Source organism: Paucibacter sp. DJ2R-2 (genome assembly GCF_025717675.1).
Lineage (GTDB): Bacteria > Pseudomonadota > Gammaproteobacteria > Burkholderiales > Burkholderiaceae_C > Paucibacter_A.
The window spans coordinates 635,140-652,902 of record NZ_JAJIRT010000001.1 but is presented as its reverse complement, the minus strand read 5'-3'; the positions used below and the strand labels follow the sequence as shown (position 1 = coordinate 652,902).

General features: G+C 67.1%; 17 protein-coding genes and 1 riboswitch. Of the genes, 6 read left to right on the top strand and 11 right to left on the bottom strand.

The features are described 5' to 3' along the window. Positions 1–62: 62 nt before the first annotated feature. Together LNV28_RS02890 and LNV28_RS02885 are read right to left on the bottom strand one after the other, a co-directional pair. Positions 63–1,079 (bottom strand): complex I NDUFA9 subunit family protein, encoded by a 1,017-nt coding sequence (locus LNV28_RS02890; protein WP_263516594.1) that lies wholly within the window; start codon positions 1,077–1,079, stop codon positions 63–65. Further along, on the bottom strand, positions 1,076–3,250 hold the full coding sequence (locus LNV28_RS02885) for a lytic transglycosylase domain-containing protein (protein ID WP_263516595.1): 2,175 nt from the start codon (positions 3,248–3,250) through the stop codon (positions 1,076–1,078). The genes LNV28_RS02890 and LNV28_RS02885 overlap by 4 nt, the downstream gene beginning before the upstream one ends. Before the next feature lie 84 nt (positions 3,251–3,334). On the opposite strand from LNV28_RS02885, the gene LNV28_RS02880 reads away from it, so the two are divergent. Further along, positions 3,335–4,006, top strand: a complete 672-nt coding sequence (locus LNV28_RS02880; protein ID WP_263516596.1) for a 5-formyltetrahydrofolate cyclo-ligase — start codon at positions 3,335–3,337, stop codon at positions 4,004–4,006. Between the two features lie 34 nt (positions 4,007–4,040). Further along, positions 4,041–4,928, top strand: coding sequence for a transporter substrate-binding domain-containing protein (locus LNV28_RS02875; RefSeq protein ID WP_263516597.1), 888 nt, complete (start codon positions 4,041–4,043; stop codon positions 4,926–4,928). A gap of 6 nt (positions 4,929–4,934) precedes the next feature. On the opposite strand, the gene LNV28_RS02870 is transcribed toward LNV28_RS02875, so the two are convergent. After that, the gene (locus tag LNV28_RS02870; protein WP_263516599.1) at positions 4,935–5,951 is read right to left on the bottom strand and encodes a LysR substrate-binding domain-containing protein; all 1,017 of its coding nucleotides are present in this window, start codon (positions 5,949–5,951) and stop codon (positions 4,935–4,937) included. A gap of 135 nt (positions 5,952–6,086) precedes the next feature. On the opposite strand from LNV28_RS02870, the gene LNV28_RS02865 reads away from it, so the two are divergent. Next, on the top strand, positions 6,087–6,416 hold the full coding sequence (locus tag LNV28_RS02865; RefSeq protein ID WP_263516600.1) for a DUF2917 domain-containing protein: 330 nt from the start codon (positions 6,087–6,089) through the stop codon (positions 6,414–6,416). 16 nt (positions 6,417–6,432) lie between these two features. On the opposite strand, the gene LNV28_RS02860 is transcribed toward LNV28_RS02865, so the two are convergent. After that, a complete protein-coding gene (locus LNV28_RS02860; protein ID WP_263516601.1) occupies positions 6,433–6,831 on the bottom strand; it encodes a TfoX/Sxy family protein in 399 nt (132 codons plus the stop codon). Positions 6,832–6,940: 109 nt separating this feature from the next. Here LNV28_RS02860 and LNV28_RS02855 point away from each other — a divergent pair, with 109 nt between their 5' ends. Beyond that, positions 6,941–7,504, top strand: a complete 564-nt coding sequence (locus tag LNV28_RS02855) for a 5-formyltetrahydrofolate cyclo-ligase (RefSeq protein WP_263516602.1) — start codon at positions 6,941–6,943, stop codon at positions 7,502–7,504. 3 nt (positions 7,505–7,507) lie between these two features. On the opposite strand, the gene bla is transcribed toward LNV28_RS02855, so the two are convergent. After that, positions 7,508–8,476: a class A beta-lactamase gene (gene bla / locus LNV28_RS02850; protein ID WP_263516603.1), complete on the bottom strand. Its 969-nt coding sequence runs from the start codon at positions 8,474–8,476 to the stop codon at positions 7,508–7,510. Positions 8,477–8,583: 107 nt separating this feature from the next. On the opposite strand from bla, the gene gcvA reads away from it, so the two are divergent. Continuing rightward, positions 8,584–9,456 (top strand): transcriptional regulator GcvA, encoded by an 873-nt coding sequence (gene gcvA, locus LNV28_RS02845; protein ID WP_263516604.1) that lies wholly within the window; start codon positions 8,584–8,586, stop codon positions 9,454–9,456. Between the two features lie 12 nt (positions 9,457–9,468). Then, the gene (pepQ, locus tag LNV28_RS02840; RefSeq protein ID WP_263516605.1) at positions 9,469–10,815 is read left to right on the top strand and encodes a Xaa-Pro dipeptidase; all 1,347 of its coding nucleotides are present in this window, start codon (positions 9,469–9,471) and stop codon (positions 10,813–10,815) included. A gap of 319 nt (positions 10,816–11,134) precedes the next feature. On the opposite strand, the gene LNV28_RS02835 is transcribed toward pepQ, so the two are convergent. From LNV28_RS02835 to LNV28_RS02810, 6 genes are all read right to left on the bottom strand, one after another. After that, positions 11,135–11,761: an OmpW/AlkL family protein gene (locus LNV28_RS02835; RefSeq protein ID WP_263516606.1), complete on the bottom strand. Its 627-nt coding sequence runs from the start codon at positions 11,759–11,761 to the stop codon at positions 11,135–11,137. A gap of 148 nt (positions 11,762–11,909) precedes the next feature. Continuing rightward, positions 11,910–12,755 carry a methylenetetrahydrofolate reductase [NAD(P)H] gene (gene metF / locus LNV28_RS02830; protein ID WP_263516607.1) on the bottom strand — a complete coding sequence of 282 codons (846 nt, stop codon included), beginning with the start codon at positions 12,753–12,755 and terminating at the stop codon, positions 11,910–11,912. Next, a complete protein-coding gene (locus LNV28_RS02825) occupies positions 12,752–13,528 on the bottom strand; it encodes a TlyA family RNA methyltransferase (protein ID WP_263516608.1) in 777 nt (258 codons plus the stop codon). The genes metF and LNV28_RS02825 overlap by 4 nt, the downstream gene beginning before the upstream one ends. A gap of 146 nt (positions 13,529–13,674) precedes the next feature. After that, positions 13,675–15,114 carry an adenosylhomocysteinase gene (gene ahcY / locus LNV28_RS02820; protein WP_263516609.1) on the bottom strand — a complete coding sequence of 480 codons (1,440 nt, stop codon included), beginning with the start codon at positions 15,112–15,114 and terminating at the stop codon, positions 13,675–13,677. Between the two features lie 120 nt (positions 15,115–15,234). After that, positions 15,235–15,355: riboswitch (S-adenosyl-L-homocysteine riboswitch) on the bottom strand. An 80-nt stretch (positions 15,356–15,435) separates the two neighbouring features. Further along, positions 15,436–16,542, bottom strand: coding sequence for a DNA glycosylase AlkZ-like family protein (locus LNV28_RS02815; RefSeq protein WP_263516610.1), 1,107 nt, complete (start codon positions 16,540–16,542; stop codon positions 15,436–15,438). Between the two features lie 57 nt (positions 16,543–16,599). Next, the gene (locus LNV28_RS02810) at positions 16,600–17,613 is read right to left on the bottom strand and encodes a GGDEF domain-containing response regulator (protein WP_263516611.1); all 1,014 of its coding nucleotides are present in this window, start codon (positions 17,611–17,613) and stop codon (positions 16,600–16,602) included. Between the last annotated feature and the right edge of the window lie 150 nt (positions 17,614–17,763).

Genomic DNA, 17,763 nt, shown 5'->3' with positions numbered 1-17,763 from the left:
GCCAGGCCGCTGATATTCATGCATGGGCTTGATGCGCCGTGCGCATCAATGCCGCGCCCTCGTCAGCGCCCCGCCTTCATGCGCCAGGCATCCAGGCGCCCGCAGCCCTGTTGCTCGGGGCGCAGATAGTCGGGCGCCACGGCCGCCATGGCGCTGGGCGTGATGCCCAGCTCGGCCAGACCCGGCAGGGCCGGGCCCGCGGCGCCGGCCACATTGGGCACACGCATGGAGCCCAGGTTGTCGCGCGACATCAGCGGTTCACCGGGCAGCAGCTCCATCATCAGCGCCTGCGCCCAGGCCAGCGGAGCGGGCAGGGGCAGGATGGGGCGCGAGTGGCCGCTCCAGCGGCCGGCCCGGCGCACGATCTCGGCCAGACTCAGCACCTCGGGGCCGGCGATCTCGTAGGTCTGGCCGATGGTCGCCGGGTCGGCGATGCAGCGCCGGATGGCCGCCGCCACATCCTCGACCCAGACCGGCTGAAAGCGCGCCTCGGCGCCGGCCAGCGGCATCAGCGGGAACAAGGCCTGCAGCTTGGCAAACAGATTGACGAAGCGATCGCCGGCGCCGAACACCACCGAGGGGCGCAAGATGCTGAGGTCCAGATCGGGTGAGGTCTGCAGCACCGCCTCGCCACCGGCCTTGGAGCGCAGATAACGCGAAGGGCCCTCGGTCTGCCCGTCCACCGTGGCGCCCACGCCCAGGGCGCTGATGTTGATCAGGCGGCGCACGCCCGTCGCCCGGCAAGCGGCCGCAATCTGGCGCGGCAGCTGCACATGGTTGCGCTGGAACTGGGCCTCATTGCCCTGCAGGATGGCGATCAGATTGACCACCACCTCATGGCCGGCCACCAGCGCTTGCAGGGTTTCGGGCCGGTGCACATCGGCCTGCAACACCGTCAGGCCGGGCAGGCTCTGGATGGCTTGCAAGCCCGGTGCATGGCCCAGGCGTCGCGTCGGCACGGTGATGCGGGCGCGTCCGCCGTGGGCTTGCACCAGCTGTTCGCACAGGGAGCGGCCGATGAAACCGCTGCCGCCCAGGATCAGGACGGACGGTTCGCTGGATGGGCGGGTGGGCATCATGGCTGGGGCTGCTCCTCGGGGACGATGTCGGTGCCTGCGCTGCGCGGGCCGATGCTGCGGCCCAGGCGGGACTTGAGGCTGCTGGCCTCGGGGCCCAGGCCCAGCAGCTGGGCATAGACGGCGCTGTTGGTCAGCACCTTCTTCACATAGTCGCGGGTTTCGATGAAGGGCACGTTTTCGGCCCAGATGGCCGCCTCCAGCACAGGGCCATCGCGCCAGCGGCGCGGGCGGCCGGGGCCGGCGTTGTATGCGGCCGCAGCCATGGCGTAGGAGCCGCCGAAGTCGTCGAGCACCAGCTTCAGGTAGTGGGTGCCGATGCGCAGATTGAAGTCTTGCGTCTTCATCAGCTCGGGGCTGTAGCTGAGGCCAGCCTTCTTGGCCGTCCAGCGCGCTGTGGCCGGCATCACCTGCATCAGGCCTGTGGCGCCAACCGAGGAGCGGGCGTCGGCGATGAAGCGCGACTCCTGACGGATCAGGCCATAGACGAAGGCGGGGTCCAGGCCGGCCTCGCGGGCCTGGCCGAGCAAGGCATTGCGGAAGGGCGTGGGAAAGCGCTGCGCCAGGTCGAATTCCTGGCGGCTGCGGTCGCTGCTGTTGATGCAGCGGTCCCAGAGCTCTCTCTCGCAGGCCAGCTGGGCGGCGGCGCGCAGCTCGCGGTCGTTCAGGCCGCGCAAGGAGTAGTTCCACTCGCGGTTGCCCTCGCTGCGCAGGCCGGCGTTGATCAGCAGCAGGGCGCGACTCAATCCCGCGTGAGCCTGCGCTTGGGCGCGCTCGGCCGGGCTCAAGGGGCTGGGTGCGGCGGGCAGATTGGGCGTGAGCCCCAGTTCTTCGGCGGCCAGGCGGCCGTAGTAATTCAGGCCGGCCTGCGGGCCCTCTGCCATGGTGCGCAGCAGCTTGCGGGCTTCTTCTCGCTGGGTTTCACCGGCGGCGCCTGGGGCGGCGGTGGCCAGCAGGGCGCGTGCGCGCCAGTAGGGCCAGGGCGGCAGGTCCCGCGCCTCGCGCAGCTCGCGGGCCTGGCGCGCCTCCCGGGCTTCGCGGCCCTCTCGTTGGCCGTCGTCTGCACCGGTCAGCAGGTTCAGGCCTTGCAGCGCCTGGGCCCAGCGGCCGCTGCGCAGGGCGGCGCGAACGACCCAGGCGCGGGTGTCCTCGCTCCACTCGGGGCTGTTGCGGCCCTGGGCCTTGAGTGCGCGTTCGAAATAGTCACTGGCTTCGGGCTGCAGCTTGAAGGCCGCCTGCCGGCCGATCTGGGCCCAGGCCCAGGCCTGCAGTTCCTGCGGCAGCTCGCGCTCCCAGCGCTTGGCCATGGCCTCGGCCGCGGCGCTCGGGTCGGCGGCGGCCAGGCGCATCAAGCCCAGGGTGGCCAGCTCGGTGTGGGTGCGAGCGCCGCCTTGCGCTTTGCGCGCCATATAGCGGGTCGGGTTGTCGAGGATTTCCTTGAGCGCCAGTTCGGTGGGCTTGCCCAGCAGCTTGGCGGCTTGGCGCGCGGCCGGCAGCTTGAGCGATTCCAGCGAGAGGCGCAGCTTGAGCCAGATGTCGGCCTGGCTGAACTGCTTGTTGTCCAGCCAGGTGCTGGCCAGCAGGCCGCAGCCTTCTCCGGCGTCTCGCTGGGCCAGCCAGGCGGCGCGGGCCGATTCGCGCGCCACGGGCCGGCCGTTGAAATGCTCGGCCAGCAGGGCGTAGCAGACGACCTCGCGGTCGTCGCGCATCTGGTAGCGGGTGTGGTCGTTCGCAAAATTCTTCCAGTCGCGGCGACGGCCCAGCTCCAGCAGCCAGTCATTGCGCAGCCGGTCTTCGACATAGCTGCCCGGCCAGCGGGCGTAGAAGGCGTCCAGCTCGCTTTGCGAGGCCTCGGCCAGGCGCAGACCCAGCTGCCAGTAGTCGACCCAGGGTGCCAGCGGGTGTTTGAGTTCCTGCGCGGCCACGTTCAGGGCTGACAGCCGTGCGCGGTTTTTCTGGCGAAGCGCGTCCTGCGCTTCCAGGATCAGTTCGGGGTTGGCGCTGGCGCCCGCCGTGGCCGAGGTTTGCGCCTGGGCCGGCGTGCCGGTCGCCGCCAGCCAAGCGGCCAGCGCAAAGGCCAGCGCCAGGGTCAAGGGGCGTGCGCGGCTCGCCCTGCGATCGGGGGCTTCCCCTGTCTGCGGGCCGACTTCTGCTTCATATACTGCCAAGAACATGGTCCCACTGCTTTCTTCTGTCTTTTTTCCATCTCAAGGATTCAGGCTGGCCTGCATGCATCGCTTGCCTCAGGAGCCCCGTACATGAGCAACCCCACACCGGCTCCGTCTTCAACACCCAGCCACACCACACTGTCTCACGAGCGGCCAGCCCTGCGCGCGCAATTGTTGGCCCAGCGCAGCGCTTGGCTGGCCACACCGGCCGCGCATGCGGCCAGCGCCGCCCTGGGCCAGCGTTTGCACGAGCTGCTGCGCCAGCTGGCGCCACAGTGCCTGGGCATCTACTGGCCGCTGGATGGCGAGTTCAACCCGGCCCCGCATCTGCTGAACCTGGCCGCCATGTTGGAGCCCGAGGCGGACGAAGACGACGACGATGACTTGGAGGACGAGGGCCCGGCCGAGCCCCTGCAGTTCGCCTTGCCCTACGCCTACAAATCGCCGCGCCGCATGGACTACCGGCGCTGGGACGGCCCACTCGACGGCCCGGCGCCCACCTTGCTGGATGAATGCGGCATTCCCAGCAGCAAGGGCGCGGTGCTCGTCCCCGATGTGATGCTGGTGCCTTGCGTGGGTTTCACCCGCGAGGGCTACCGCCTCGGCTACGGCGGCGGCTATTACGATCGCTGGCTGGCCGCGCACCCGGGCGTCACCAGCATCGGCCTGGCCTGGAGTTTGGGCGAGGCTGCGTTTGCCGTCGAGGCGCATGACCAGGCCTTGACTCTGGTGCTCACCGAACGGGAGCTGATGTCGCCGTGAACCCGATCCAGAAGCGCAAGGCCTGATGGACACCTTGAGCCGCCGGAACTGTCTGGGCCGGGCGCTGTCCGCCTTGTCCTGTGCCTGGCTGCCGGCGGCCTTTGCTGCTGGGCCCGAGCAGCGCGTCATCCAGGCCGCGGTGCCCGCTGACGTGATGGCCGATTACGCGCGCTTCTTGAATGGCCGCGACCCCCTCAGCATCAGCGACTTTTCGGGGCCGCATTCGCGCCGTGATGTGGTGGAGGTGGTGCTGTTGCACCAGGCGCTGGCGCTCGGTGGCTGGCTACACCCGCTGGAGTTTGTGGACATGCCCTCGGGTGAGCGCCTGCTGCGCGAGATCAGCTCGGGCCGCCTGATCTGCAGTGCCACCACGTACTGGGAACAGGACATCGCCGGCCCGGGCGTCGGCACCGGCCAGGGCGTGTTGCTGAGCCGGCCCATGATCCAGATGGGCGAGTTCGAGGCGGGGCTCTACACGGTGGAGAGCAACCGCCGCGCCATGAGCGCGCGCACGCTGGCCGATGTGCGGGCCTTGAGCGTGCTGTCCAATCGCAACTGGGTGGTTGACTGGGCGACGCTGGAGCAGCTGGGCATCAGTCGGCGCCAGCATGTCACCAACTGGGAGCTGATGCCGCGCATGGTCGCAGCCGGCCGGGCCGACCTCTTGCTGGCGCCTTTTCAGGCCACGCCCGACCTGTCCCTGACCGTGGGCAATGTGCGCCTGCTGCCCATTCCTGGTCTCAAGATTGCCCTGCGCGGCACGCGCCACTATCTGCTGGCGCGTGAACACCCTGAAAGTTTTGGCCTGCGCAGCGCGCTCGATGGCGGCCTGCAGCGCCTGCTGCAGCAGGGCGTTGTGCGCAAGGCCTACACGCAGTCGGGCTTCTTCAATGCCCGCACGGCGTCGTGGACCCGGCTGTAGCGGGCCTCAGTCCTCGGGCGCCGGTTCCGCCTCGCCAATGTCCGCCCGCGTCTGCGCCGCCTGCTCAGTGATCCAGTCGCAGAACTGTCGCACTTCGGTGCGCTCGCGGCTGTGGCGGGACTGCAGCTGCCAGTAGGAGATGGGGCTGCTCATGCGGCCGGCCGGGCCGAAGGGTTCGACCAGATCGCCGCGCTGCAGCTGCTCGCTGACCAGGGCCACGCGGGCCAGGGCTACGGCCTGACCGGCCAGCGCGGCTTGCACCTGTTGGTAGGTGAAGTTGAGGTACATCCAGCGGCGCGGCTGCAGCTCGCCCACGCCATGGCTGCGCAGCCAGCGGCGCCAGCCCAGGTATTCGGTGCTGGCGCGCGAGTCATCCTCCTCGGCCAGGCTGTAGGCGGCCAGATCGGCCGGCCGGCGCAGGGGCGGCGCTTCGCCGGCTGCGGCGCGCTCGGCGGCCCAGCGGCCGATGGCCGGGGTCAGGGTCTCGCCGAACAAGCGCTCAGCGCCGGCCGGGGTCTGTTCTTTCGAGATGTAGCGCAGGGCCACGTCGAACTCGCTGTCGTCGAGGTCGATCACCACATCATTGGCCGAGACGCGGATGTCGATGTCCGGATGCTCGCGCTGGAAGGCCTCCAAGCGCGGGATCAGCCAGAGCGAGGCGAAGGAGGCGAAGGTGGTCACATTGACCACGCGCCGGCCGCGCGACTGGCGGATCTGGCGCACCGTCTGGTCCAGGCGCTCGAGCAGGGGCAGGACCTGGTGGCGCAGCACGGCGCCGTCGGCGCTGAGTTCGACGAAGCGGGTGCCGCGCAGGAACAGGGTGCAGCCGATTTCCTCTTCCAGCGATCGGATCTGGCGGCTGATGGCCGATTGGGTCAGGTGCAATTCTTCGGCCGCGGCGCGAAAGCTGAGCAGCCGCGCCACCGCCTCGAAGGCGCGTAGGGGACCGATGGACAGCGGCCGCTGCCGGCTGGACAGGGGCAAGCGGGCCGGTTGCGAGTCGCTGGTGTTGTTGCCATTCATGCGCGAATGGTATCAATCGCTGCCCGCAGTCTCATTGGACGTCGCCCCGGGTGAACCCTAGGATTCACCCATGGCTTCTAGAGGTGCATGCAATGTCTGCGCTACCCCTGGGAGCAAACATCGGGAGTAAGAGTCATGAGTGAATCGCAAGCATTGTGGAGCCTGGCCGAGGGTGAGGCCCTGAGTTTCAAGGTCGGCCCGGGCGCGCGCGAGCTGCGCGTGAGCAGCGGCCGCCTCTGGCTGACCCAGGCCGGCCGCCCCGAAGCGCCGGCCGAAGATGTTTGGTTGCAGGCCGGGCAATCGCTGGCCCTGGCCTCCGGCAGCCAGGTGGTGATCGAGGCCTGGCCCCAGGCGGCGTTTCAGCTGCTGGTACCGCCCTCGGCCTGCCCGGCCTTGCAGGCGCGGCTGGGTGAACGGCGCGCGGCGCAGGGGCGGAATGCGATGGGTGGCCTTGCTGCCGCCTGAACTCTGAAGCGCCGCTTCAGCGCGGCGCTGCCTTCTTCCCGCCTGCCTCCTTCTTTTTTGCCGCAGGTTTTTTGGCCTTGCTGGCCCGCGCCCGCAAGGCGGCCCCGAAGGCCAGGCGCGCCCAGGGCACCATCAGCGCGGGCGACTCCATGGCCTCCTCGGGCGCGACGAAGTAGCCCAGGCTCATGACCTGACCCTCGCGTTCGTACTGGAAGGGGGCACAACCGGCGGCTTCGAACTGGGGGCGGCTCTCGGCATCGGCCTTCAGGTAGAGCTGATCGAAGGCGATCAGAGCGATGAAGATGTCCTCGACATAAATGCCCCAGCCGCCGAACATGCGGCGGCTGCGCAGCGGCCCCAGCGGGGCGAGCAGCTCCAGGCTGTGGGCGAGCAATTCCTTGGAATCCTTGGACATGGGTCAAATATAGGGGCAGTTTCTGCCCGGGCCCGTCACCAAGTCCGCACACAATCGCGAGGCATTCCGAATTGCTTGCCAGCCAGTTCCCAGGGAGTTGTCAGTGGACATGAATGACCGTGCCGCCTTGCGCCACAAGCTGATCCAGGATCGCCTGAACCTGCCCCATCGCCTGGAGCTGGCCGAGCAGCTGCAAAGCGTGCTGCGGGTCTGGCTGGTGCGGCGGCCTGAGCTGACCATCGGCGCCTACTGGCCTATCAAGGGCGAGTTCGACCCGCTGCCGGCGCTCTACCGCTGGAGCGAGGCTCAGCCCGATCGCCGCATCGGTTTGCCCGTGGTGGACAAGGAGCATGGCACGCTGCGCTTTCATGTCTGGTACCCCGGCTGCCCGATGGAAGAAGACGCCTACGGCATCCCCAAGCCCAAGGACACCGCCACTTTCGAGCCGCAGTTGCTGATCGTGCCCTGCGTGGGCTACGGGCCTTTCGGCCTGCGCCTCGGCTATGGCGGCGGCTTCATGGACCGCACCTTGGCCGAGTTGCAGCCGCGTCCGGCCACGGCTGGGGTCGGCTACGCCCATGGCTTTCTGCCCATGCTCAAGGCCGAGCCGCATGATGTGCCGCTGGATGCGATCCTGACCGAAGAGGGCGTGGTCTGGGATCAGCGCGGCTGAAGGTCAGCGGGCCTGCGCGGCCGCGAGCGGCGGCTGTGATTGCCACCAGGCGGCGGCGATGCGACCGGCCTCGGCCAGCACGGCGAGGTCGCGGTCCCGGAGCGGGCCGCCCCAGGGCTTGGGCGCTTCGTAGTAGGCGCTGACCACCAAACCGCGCTGCGGCGTGCTGTCCGCCGGCCAGGTGATGGCGACGTCGTTGATCTTGCTGGCCATGTCTGGCGAGGTGAACGTGCCGGTCTTGTCGCCAGCCAGCCAGCCGGTTGGGAAGCCGGCGCGCAAGCGCTCCAGGCCGGTCTCGGTGGCCTGGGCCCAGGACAGCAGTCGTTGGCGCGACTCTGGCTTCAAGACCTCGCCGCTGAGCAGGTCCGCGCACAGGCGGGCGATGGCTTGCGGGGTGGTGGTGTCCCTGAGTTCGCCGGGCCGCACGACGTTCATCGCCGGCTCGAACCGATCGATGCGGGTTTCGGTATCGCCCACCTGGCGCAGCATGGCGGTCAAGCCAGCGGGGCCGCCCAAGCGCTTCAGCAGCAGGTTGGCGGCGACGTTGTCGCTGGTCGTCTGTGTGGCTTCGGCGAGGGCCACCACGCTCATGCCGCCGGCGGCGAGGTGTTGGCGGGCGACCGGTGCATGGTGGACCAGATCGGCCTTGCCGAAAGCCAGCCATTGATCCAACTGCAGGCGGCCTGCGTCGGCCTCGCGCAGCACCATGGCGGCAAGCGGCAGCTTGAAGCTGGAGCACAGGCCGAAGCGCTCATGCTGGCGGTGGCCGATGCGTTCGCCACTGCGCAGATCCAGGGCGCAGACGCCGAGCCGGCCGCCGGCGCGGCGCTCCAGCGCGGCCAGGGCCGGGAAGGACGCGCTCCGAGCGACCGAGGCCTGCGGGCTGGCCGCGTGGCTCAGGCTGGCATGCAGGAATGCGAAACCGGTGCCGGCGAGCAGGGTTTGGCGGCGGCTGATCAGAGGGTTGTTCATATGAAAAATATTGGCAATGGATCGGAGGTCGTGATTCTGTTCATTTGGCTCCTGGGCACAATGGATGGTTTTTGGGGTTTGTTGATACTTTTTCTAATGGATCTGCCATGCCGTTGAGCGGGCTTTCGCTGAACACCTTGCGCGCTTTCGAAGCCGCGGCGCGCCATCTGAACTTCACCCGCGCGGCCGAGGACTTGTGCGTCACCCAGGCGGCCGTCAGCCATCAGGTCAAGGCCTTGGAGGCCCATTTGGGCCGAGCCCTGTTTCGCCGCAATGCCCGTGGGCTGGTGCTGACGGATGAGGGCGCGCAGCTGGCGCCGGTGGTGCAGGACGCCTTCGGCCGTATCGAACGCAGCTTGGACGCGCTTCGACAGGGCGGTCCGGCCGAGCTGCTGACGGTGGGTGTGGTCGGCACTTTTGCCATGGGCTTTTTGCTCGAACGACTGGCCGATTTCCGCGCCTGCCATCCGCGCATCGAGTTGCGCCTGCTGACGAACAACAACAAGGTCGATCTGGCCGGCGAGGGCTTGGACCTGGCCATTCGCTTTGGCGATGGCGCCTGGCGCAGCGTGGAGGCTGACGTGCTGCTGCCGGCGCCGATGACGCCGCTGTGTTCGCCGGCCGTGGCTGCGCAGCTGCGCCAGCCTGAGGATCTGGCGCGCCACGCTCTGCTGCGCTCCTACCGCGGCGAGGACTGGCAAACCTGGTTGCGCGCGGCCGGTGTGGCCCGGCTGGTGGCGCGCGGCCCGGTTTTCGATGCCTCGGCCCTGATGGTGCAGGCCGCCTTGCTCGGTGAAGGCGTGGCCCTGGCGCCGCCTTGCATGTTCCGCCGCGAGCTGCTGCAAGGGCGTTTGGTCCAGCCCTTTGCGCTGGAGGTGGATGTCGGTGCCTACTGGCTGACCCGGCTGCTCACCCGGCCGCCCAGCCCGGCCATGGTGGCATTCAGGGCCTGGCTGCTGGGGCAGTGCGGACATGGCTGACAATGCGGCCCCATGAGCACCACCACCACCGCCTCCTCGTCTTCTTCGTCCTACGCCCAACACCTGGCCCAGTTGCAAGCGCAGCTGGAAAGCGCTCTGGCGCGCACGGGCTTTGACGCACTGCTGATCGCGTCCGGCATCGAGAAGTACGCCTTTCTCGACGACCGGCCCTATCTGTTCCAGCCCAACCCGCATTTCAAGCATTGGCTGCCGCTGACCCAGCATCCCAACAGCTGGCTGCTGCTGCGCCCGGGCCACAAGCCGCGCCTTGTCTACTACCAGCCCGATGACTACTGGCATGTGCCGCCCAGTGCGCCGACCGGCGAGTGGGTGCAGCATGTGGAGCTGATCGTCATCAGCCGCGCCGAGGACGCGGCCGCTCATCTGCAGGTGCCGGGCCGCTTGGCCATCATCGGCGAGGCCGATGCCGCGCTCGACGGCGTGGTGCCCAACAACCCGCAGGACCTGATTCACCTGCTGCACTACCAGCGCGCCTACAAAACGTCGTATGAGCTGGAGCAGATGCGCGCCGCCTCGCGCCGCGCCGCGCCGGCCCATCTGGCCGCGCGCGATGCCTTCCTGGCCGGCGCCTCGGAAGCCGAGATCCACCGTGCCTACCTGATCGCCGCCGGTCACACCGACCGCGATTTGCCCTACGGCAATATCGTGGCACTCAACGAACATTGCGCCGTGCTGCATTACCAGTACCAGGATACGCAGCGCCCGGCACAGAGCCGCAGCTTCCTGATCGACGCTGGCGCGCAAGTGAACGGTTATGCCTCGGACATCACCCGTACCTGGTCAGTCGGTGGCGCCGACAGCGCCGAGTTCGATGCCCTGCTGGCTGCCATGGAATCAGCCCAGCTGGCGCTGGTGGACGAGGTGCGCGCCGGGGTGGACTACCGCGACATCCATCTGAGCACCCATCGCCGCATCGCCGCCATCCTGCAAGACCAGGGTCTGGTGAGCATGAGCGTGGAAGCGCAGCTGGCCGAGCGCGTGACCAGCATCTTCTTCCCGCATGGCATTGGCCATTTGCTGGGCCTGCAGGTGCACGATGCGGGCGGATTCATGGCCGATGAAACCGGTGCAGTTTCGCCCAAGCCCGAAGGCCACCCCTATCTGCGCCTGACCCGCCCCCTGGCGGCCGGCATGGTGGTGACCATCGAGCCCGGCCTCTACTTCATCCCGACCTTGCTGCGCCAGCTGCGCGCCAGCGCCTCGGCAGTGTCCGTGGACTGGGCCAAGGTTGAGCGCCTGAGCCGTTTCGGCGGCATCCGCATCGAAGACGATGTGGTCTGCCGGGCGGAAGGGGCCGCCGAGAATCTGACGCGGGATGCGTTTGCTAACTTGAGCTGAGGCTGTTCCGGCGGGTGTCGGCACGGAGAGGTCGTTCGCGAAGAAACTTCAGCACGCAGAGCTCGCGGAGGACCGCAGAGGACGCGGAGACTAAAAAACCTGCTCTCTTCTCCGCGACCTCTGCGGTCCTCCGCGCACTCTGCGTTCATATTCAGATCTCAGCGAACGACGGCTCTGTGCCGTTTTCAGCCGACGAAAAAATGCCGCTGCGCTTTCTTCAAGCTGCAGCGGCATGGCGCCTCGACTTCTGGCGCGGCCACCGTTGAAGGTGGCACGGGTGATGACAGCGGGAAACTGTCTGGGTTTGGCTTGCTCCGACTTAGAAGCGGAAGCCCAGGCCCACGCCGACCAGTGTCGGGTCGACCTTGAAAGTGCCGACCTTGGTGCCGCTGGAGTAGACGGTGGTGCCGAGCTTAACCTTCTTGACGTCCACGTTCAGGTACAGGTTCTTGCTCAGCTCGATGTCAGCGCCGACCTGGAAGGACAGGCCATAGCTGTTGCGCTTGATGCTGGGGTGCAGGGCAGCGTCCACGGCGGAATCAAACTTCACGGCCGAGAAGTTGGTGTAGTTCAGGCCGGCTCCGACATAGGGGCGGAAGCCGCCGGTCGGGTTGAAGTGGTACTGGGCCGACAGGGTCGGGGGCAGGTGCTTGAGCGAACCGATGGCCGTGCCCTTGGACTTCAGGGTGTGCTTTTGCGGCACGGTCAGGATCAGTTCCAGCGCGAAGTTCGGGGTCACGAAGTAGCTGAAATCCACTTCGGGGATGACCTTGTTGTTCACGCTCAGGCCCAGGCCGGTGCTGTCCTTGTTGGCCGAATCCAGGTTCACGGCGCGCACGCGCACCAGCCAGGGGCTTTCTTGGGCTGCAGCGTTGAAGGAGGCGCCAGCCAGGGTGGCGATGGCCAGGGCGGCAGCGGCGGTGCGAGCAAAAGTCTTGGTGATCATTTTTTGGCTTCCTATGTATGGGATCAATCAAATCTGTTCCCGATGGAAGCCATTGAATCGCGGCGTGAGGGGTTAACCCTTGATCTGGCGCAAATGCAAAAAGGCCCTCGCGAGGAGGGCCGGTGCCACTTGATTTACCGCAAACAACTCAGCCAAGGCCGAGGCGTTTGCACAACGCCAGCGTCAAGGCCGATTGATTGAGGGTATAGAAGTGGATGCTGGGCGCGCCGCCGGCGATCAGGCGCTCGCAGACGCGTGTCATCACCTCGAGGCCGAACTCGCGGATGCTGGCCACATCGTCCATATAGCCTTCCATCTTCAGCGCCACCCAGCGCGGGATCTCGATGCCGTCGCGGGCCGCGAACTGGGCGATGCGGGCGTAATTGTGGAAAGGCATGATGCCCGGCACGATGGGCGCGTCCACACCGAGCTTGCGCACCTCGTCGACGAAGTGGAAGTAGGCGTCCGGGTTGAAGAAGAACTGCGTGATGGCGGAGTTGGCACCCGCGCGCATCTTGGCAGCAAAGTGCTCCAAGTCCTTGGCGGCATAGCGCTGCTGCGGGTGGTATTCGGGGTAGGCTGCCACCTCGATCTGCCAGTCCGGGCCCTGGGTCTCGCGAATGAAGGCCACCAGCTCCGAGGCATAACGGAATTCACCAGCGGTGGCCGTGCCGCTGGGCAGATCACCGCGCAGGGCCACCACGCGGCGAATGTTCTGCGCGCGGTAGGTGGCCAGGATCTCGGCGATGTTCTCGCGCGTGGAGCCCACGCAGGAAAGATGCGGGGCCGCTTCATAGCCGGCCGCCGCGATGTCCATCACTGTGCTCAGCGTTTTCTCGCGCGTGGAGCCACCGGCGCCGTAAGTGACGCTGAAGTAATGCGGATTCAGCACGCTCAGGTCTTGCACCACGGTCTTGAGCTTCTCGGTGCCCACCGGGGTGTTCGGCGGGAAGAACTCGAAGCTGACCGGCACGCGGGGTGTTGCTGTACTCATGGCGTTTCTTTCACAGCCTCGGGCGCTTGCGCCCAGAGGAAAAATTCCTTGTTGCCGTCACCGCCGGTGATGGCACTCTCAAAATAGCCCCGCACCTGCCAGCCCTGATCTCGGGCGGCCTGGCGGGCCTGGGTTTCCAGCAGCGGGTATTGCTTGGCGTCCTTGACGAGGCCGCCGCGGGCCAGTGCCTTCTTGCCCAGTTCAAACTGCGGCTTCACCAGCAGCAAGACCTGACCCTGAGGGGCCAGCCAGGCCGCCAGATGCGGCAAGGCGCCCAGCATGGAGATGAAGCTGAGGTCGCCGACGATCAGGGCAAAGCCTTCGGGCGGCGCGTGCTGCGCCAGGGCTGAGCCTGCCAGCTCGCGCACATGCAAATGCTCCAGCCCCACCACCTGGGGGTGCTGGCGCAGCTGTTCATGCAGCTGGCTGTGGCCCACGTCCACGCCCACGACCTTGGCCGCGCCCGCTTTCAGCAGGCAGTCGGTGAAGCCGCCGGTGCTCTGGCCCATGTCCAGCACCGTCAGGCCGCTCACATCCAGGCCGCTTTGCTGCAGCGCGCCCTCCAGCTTGAGCCCGCCGCGCGAGACAAAGCGCAGCTCCGCGTCATCGCTGACGCGCAGCTCGCAATGTTCCGACAACTCCTCGCCCGCCTTGCGGATCGCCTGCCAGTCCTTGGGCGCCCGCCATTGCGCCGCACCGGCCGAAATCAGCCGTTGCGCCGCCGAGCGAGTCGGCGCCAGGCCTTTGGAAACTAACAGTTGATCAGCGCGCATAGGAGAAGGGTCAGGTGTGTCGAGGCGTAGCGAGCGGCCGTCAGGCTAGGCGCGGGCGGATCCGCAGACCGGAACGTAGCTGGGCTACGTGAGGATCTGCGGAGGGACCCGCAACGACGTCTGGCGGCCGCGCAGTAGCCTGCCGATCAATAGCGGTAGGTGTTGGGCTTGAAGGGGCCAGTCTTGGGCACCCCGATGTAGGCAGCTTGTTCGGCCGTCAACTCGCTCAGCTGCGCATTCAGCGTGGTCAGCTGCAGGCGAGCGACCTTCTCGTCCAAGTGCTTGGGCAGCACATAGACCTTGCCGATGTCGTACGCGTCCTTGTGGGCGAACAATTCGATCTGGGCGATGGTCTGGTTGGCGAAGCTGGACGACATCACATAGCTCGGGTGGCCCGTGCCGCAGCCCAGGTTCACCAGACGGCCCTTGGCCAGCAGGATGATGCGACGACCCGAGGGGAAGATCACATGGTCAACCTGCGGCTTGATCTCGTCCCACTCGCAGGACTCCAGCGAGGCGACATCGATCTCGTTGTCGAAGTGGCCGATATTGCAGACGATGGCCTGGTCCTTCATGGCCTCCATATGCTCGCGACGGATCACGTTCTTGTTGCCGGTGGCGCTGACAAAAATGTCAGCCTTGTCGGCGGCGTACTCCATGGTGACGACGCGGTAGCCTTCCATGGCGGCCTGCAGGGCGCAGATCGGGTCGATCTCGGTCACCCAGACTTGGGCCGACAGGGCGCGCAAGGCCTGGGCCGAGCCCTTGCCCACATCGCCGTAGCCGGCCACCACGGCGACCTTGCCGGCGACCATCACATCGGTGGCGCGCTTGATCGCGTCGACCAGGGATTCGCGGCAGCCGTAGAGGTTGTCGAACTTGCTCTTGGTCACCGAGTCATTGACGTTGATGGCGCGGAACAGCAGGCTGCCCTTGGCCGCCATCTCGTTCAGGCGCAACACGCCGGTGGTGGTTTCCTCGGTCACGCCGATGATCTCGGCGCTCTTGCGGGTGTACCAGCTGCCGTCCTGGGCGACCTTGGCCTTGATGGCGGCGAACAGGATGCGTTCTTCCTCGCTGCCCGGGTTTGCCAGCACGCTCAGGTCCTTCTCGGCCTTCTGGCCCAGATGCATCAGCAGGGTGGCATCGCCGCCGTCATCGAGAATCATGTTCGGGCCTTCACCCGCCTCGCCCTTGCCGGCGAATTCGAAGATGCGGTGGGTGTAGTCCCAGTAGTCTTCCAGGGTCTCGCCCTTGTAGGCGAACACCGGTGTGCCCTTGGCAACCAGGGCGGCGGCGGCCTGGTCCTGGGTCGAGAAGATATTGCAGGAGGCCCAGCGCACTTGTGCACCCAGGGCTTGCAGGGTCTCGACCAGCACGGCGGTCTGGATGGTCATGTGCAGCGAGCCGGTGATGCGAGCACCCTTGAGCGGTTGCGTGGCGGCGTACTCGCGGCGGATGGCCATCAGCGCGGGCATCTCGCTCTCGGCGATGTTCATTTCCTTGCGGCCCCAGGCGGCCAGGCTCAGGTCCTTGATCAGGTATTGGTCGGCGGCCAGCGGGGTGGTGGTGATGGCGGTAGTCATCGGACAGCTCCTTCATGCGAAATATGAAGCCGCTGTCGTCATCGCCGGGGGGAAAGGGTGTCCAGAAGGACAGGCCCGGAGTTCCGGACCTTGCAAACCGATCACCCACGCGAAAACGTCAGCGGGTGAGCGCGGTTGCCATATGGACAGGGCCGAGAGGTGAGGGGGCCACTGTGCAAACTTTTCCGAGCCTGGCCCAGATCCAGCGAGCCGGATCCAGGTTGCAACGCTCCTCGGAACACGTGAATTCTAGCCGCACCACTGCAAGTCGCGTGCGGAACAAGCGGGGAATCCCTGGCTATTCGCCGGGCCAGGGTTTCTTCAGCCTGGCTGCTCCAGGCCGAGAAAGCAGGCCAGCTTGCTCAGCTCCTGCTCCAATGCTTTTGCAAAGGCCGGGTCGGAGGGAGGGCGGCCTTGCACATAGCCCAGCTGCGCCTGCAGCCGGCCCTCTGTCGCGCTGACATTGCCCCAGCCGATCACCTCGCCGCGCCAGAGCAGGGGCAGGGCGTAGTAGCCGAGTTTGCGCTTGGGCGCCGGTGTGTAGGCCTCAAAGCGATAGGCCCAGCCCCAGAAGCGCTCGAAGCGCATGCGGTCCCAGACGATGGGGTCGAAGGGGGCCAGCAGGCGCGCGGCCTCGTCCAGCTTCCAGCGCGTGGAGTTGGGGCTCTCGCCCTCGGGCCAGTACCAAGTTTGCCCCTCGACCTCGGCCTGGGGCCAGGTCTTGCGCGCCATGGCCAGGGTCTGGCGCAGCTCACTGCGCAGATGTGGCGCGCCGTAGCCCAGCAGGCTGCAGAGCTGGCCCAGGCTGCGCGAGGGCAGTGGCGCGTACTTGGCCAGCACCAGTTCCAGCAGGGCCTGTGCTTTCTCATGCGGCGAGCGCGGGTCGGCCTCGTGCACCACGGCGCTGTAGACCCGCTGCCCTTGCTCGCGTTGCTGCACGCGCAGCAAGCCGCGGTAATGCATGGCGTCGAGCAGATGGGTGGTGGCATTGCTGCTGCCGCCCCAGGCATTGCGGGTGGCGCCGAGCTGAAACTCGGCCTGGATCTCGCGCGGGTGGCAGGGGCCATGGGCTTGGACGAACGCCTGGATCTCGGCCGCTTGGGCGCGAGTCTTGGCGTCCCAGCTGCGCTTGGCGCTGCGCGGGTGCATGAGCTTGAGGTGCTCGCGCGGCAGGAAGCCGTAGTTGACCAGGCAGTCTTCTTCCACGGCCAGGCGGGCGTAGCGCCGCTCCAGGTCGCCGGCGCGGTAGTCCTTGACGCGGTGCCGCAGGGTCAGGTCTTGCGCGCGGGCCGGGGCGCGGATCGGATCCGCCTGCACAAAGCCCAGACGCTGGATGGCCTGCGGCAGGCTGGTCGGCTTGAACAGGCTGCGGGCCACGGCATGGCGCTGCAGGTCTTCGATGGTGATGGTCTTGCTGTTGGCGCCCATGAGCGGCCCTCCTGGGCGCCGAGCATAGGCAAGGGGCTGTGGTTTTGTCCAGCTGTTTCAGAGCTTGGGTGTGGCGCGCAGCAACTCCCTCTGCTCCACCGTGTCGAGCAGCATTTCGTAGCTGAAGAAGCGGTTGCGGCCATGTGCCTTGGCCGTGTACAGCGCGTCATCGGCGCGAATCAACAGACCCTCGGCCGTGGTCGACGCGTCGGGAACGCAGGTCGTGATGCCGCCGGACAAGCTGACGTGGCTGGCGACGGGCGAATCCGGGTGCGCGATATGGGCATGGGTCACGAGATGGGTCAGGGTCCGTGCATAGGTCATGGCGCCCGAACGTGGCGTGTTGGGCAGGACCAGGGCGAACTCTTCGCCGCCGTAGCGGGCCACGCAGTCGCTCGGGCGGCGACAGGCCTCGCTGAGCAGCCGTGCCACCTGGCGCAGGCAACCGTCACCCTCCACATGACCCAGGCTGTCGTTGTAGCGTTTGAAGAAGTCCACATCGCAGAGAACAAGCGTCAGCGGCGTGCCCTCCCGTCGGGCTCGCCCGATTTCTTCATGCAGCCGGGCGTCGAGGGCGCGGCGGTTCATCAAGCCAGTCAGGCTGTCAATGCTGCTCAGTTCCTGCAATTGCGCGTTGGCCAGGCGCAATTCCTCGGACATCTCCAGCAGCCGTTGCCGCATGCCTATCAGGCGCTGCATGGCGCGCAGCTTGGCATGCAAGATCATCGGTGACAGGGGCTTGATCAGGTAGTCGTCGCCGCCGGCGTCGATGCCTTGCCAGACGTCCTGATCCTGGTCACGTTGAGACAGAAAGAGGATCGGTGTCCAGCCCCCTGGCTCGGCCGCGCGCATGGCTCGAGCGGTCCAGTAGCCGTCGTGGACCGGCATTTCCACATCCAGCAGGACCATATCAGGCCGGTAGCGGATGAACAGTTCCAGGGCCCATTCCCCGCTGTCGGCTTCGATGACGCGGTGGCCGACCCGGTCCAGCTCGGCGCTGACGGCGACGCGGGTGGCGCTTTGATCGTCAACGATCAGCACGGTGAGTGGGTTGGGCGAGGTGATGGCCATAGGCGGGTCCGCGGTTTGACGGTGCGGTGGTCAGCCGGCCGGGCGCGGGTGCTTCGCGCGGTCGCTCCACTCGTCCATGCGCTATCGGCGTTCAAGGGCCCGGCTTGAGTACACCAAGCGCTTGTCGCGCTGTTTTTTGCTTCAGAACCG

Excerpts from the sequence above, each read along its gene's own strand:
- LNV28_RS02885 (WP_263516595.1), bottom strand. The coding sequence starts at position 3,250 with ATGTTCTTGGCAGTATATGAAGCAGAAGTCGGCCCGCAGACAGGGGAA.
- LNV28_RS02870 (WP_263516599.1), bottom strand. The coding sequence starts at position 5,951 with ATGAATGGCAACAACACCAGCGACTCGCAACCGGCCCGCTTGCCCCTG.
- LNV28_RS02835 (WP_263516606.1), bottom strand. The coding sequence starts at position 11,761 with ATGATCACCAAGACTTTTGCTCGCACCGCCGCTGCCGCCCTGGCCATC.
- LNV28_RS02855 (WP_263516602.1), top strand. The coding sequence starts at position 6,941 with ATGAATGACCGTGCCGCCTTGCGCCACAAGCTGATCCAGGATCGCCTG.
- LNV28_RS02825 (WP_263516608.1), bottom strand. The coding sequence starts at position 13,528 with ATGCGCGCTGATCAACTGTTAGTTTCCAAAGGCCTGGCGCCGACTCGC.
- LNV28_RS02890 (WP_263516594.1), bottom strand. The coding sequence starts at position 1,079 with ATGATGCCCACCCGCCCATCCAGCGAACCGTCCGTCCTGATCCTGGGC.
- pepQ (WP_263516605.1), top strand. The coding sequence starts at position 9,469 with ATGAGCACCACCACCACCGCCTCCTCGTCTTCTTCGTCCTACGCCCAA.
- LNV28_RS02880 (WP_263516596.1), top strand. The coding sequence starts at position 3,335 with ATGAGCAACCCCACACCGGCTCCGTCTTCAACACCCAGCCACACCACA.
- LNV28_RS02810 (WP_263516611.1), bottom strand. The coding sequence starts at position 17,613 with ATGGCCATCACCTCGCCCAACCCACTCACCGTGCTGATCGTTGACGAT.
- LNV28_RS02815 (WP_263516610.1), bottom strand. The coding sequence starts at position 16,542 with ATGGGCGCCAACAGCAAGACCATCACCATCGAAGACCTGCAGCGCCAT.
- LNV28_RS02865 (WP_263516600.1), top strand. The coding sequence starts at position 6,087 with ATGAGTGAATCGCAAGCATTGTGGAGCCTGGCCGAGGGTGAGGCCCTG.
- LNV28_RS02860 (WP_263516601.1), bottom strand. The coding sequence starts at position 6,831 with ATGTCCAAGGATTCCAAGGAATTGCTCGCCCACAGCCTGGAGCTGCTC.
- metF (WP_263516607.1), bottom strand. The coding sequence starts at position 12,755 with ATGAGTACAGCAACACCCCGCGTGCCGGTCAGCTTCGAGTTCTTCCCG.
- gcvA (WP_263516604.1), top strand. The coding sequence starts at position 8,584 with ATGCCGTTGAGCGGGCTTTCGCTGAACACCTTGCGCGCTTTCGAAGCC.
- bla (WP_263516603.1), bottom strand. The coding sequence starts at position 8,476 with ATGAACAACCCTCTGATCAGCCGCCGCCAAACCCTGCTCGCCGGCACC.
- ahcY (WP_263516609.1), bottom strand. The coding sequence starts at position 15,114 with ATGACTACCGCCATCACCACCACCCCGCTGGCCGCCGACCAATACCTG.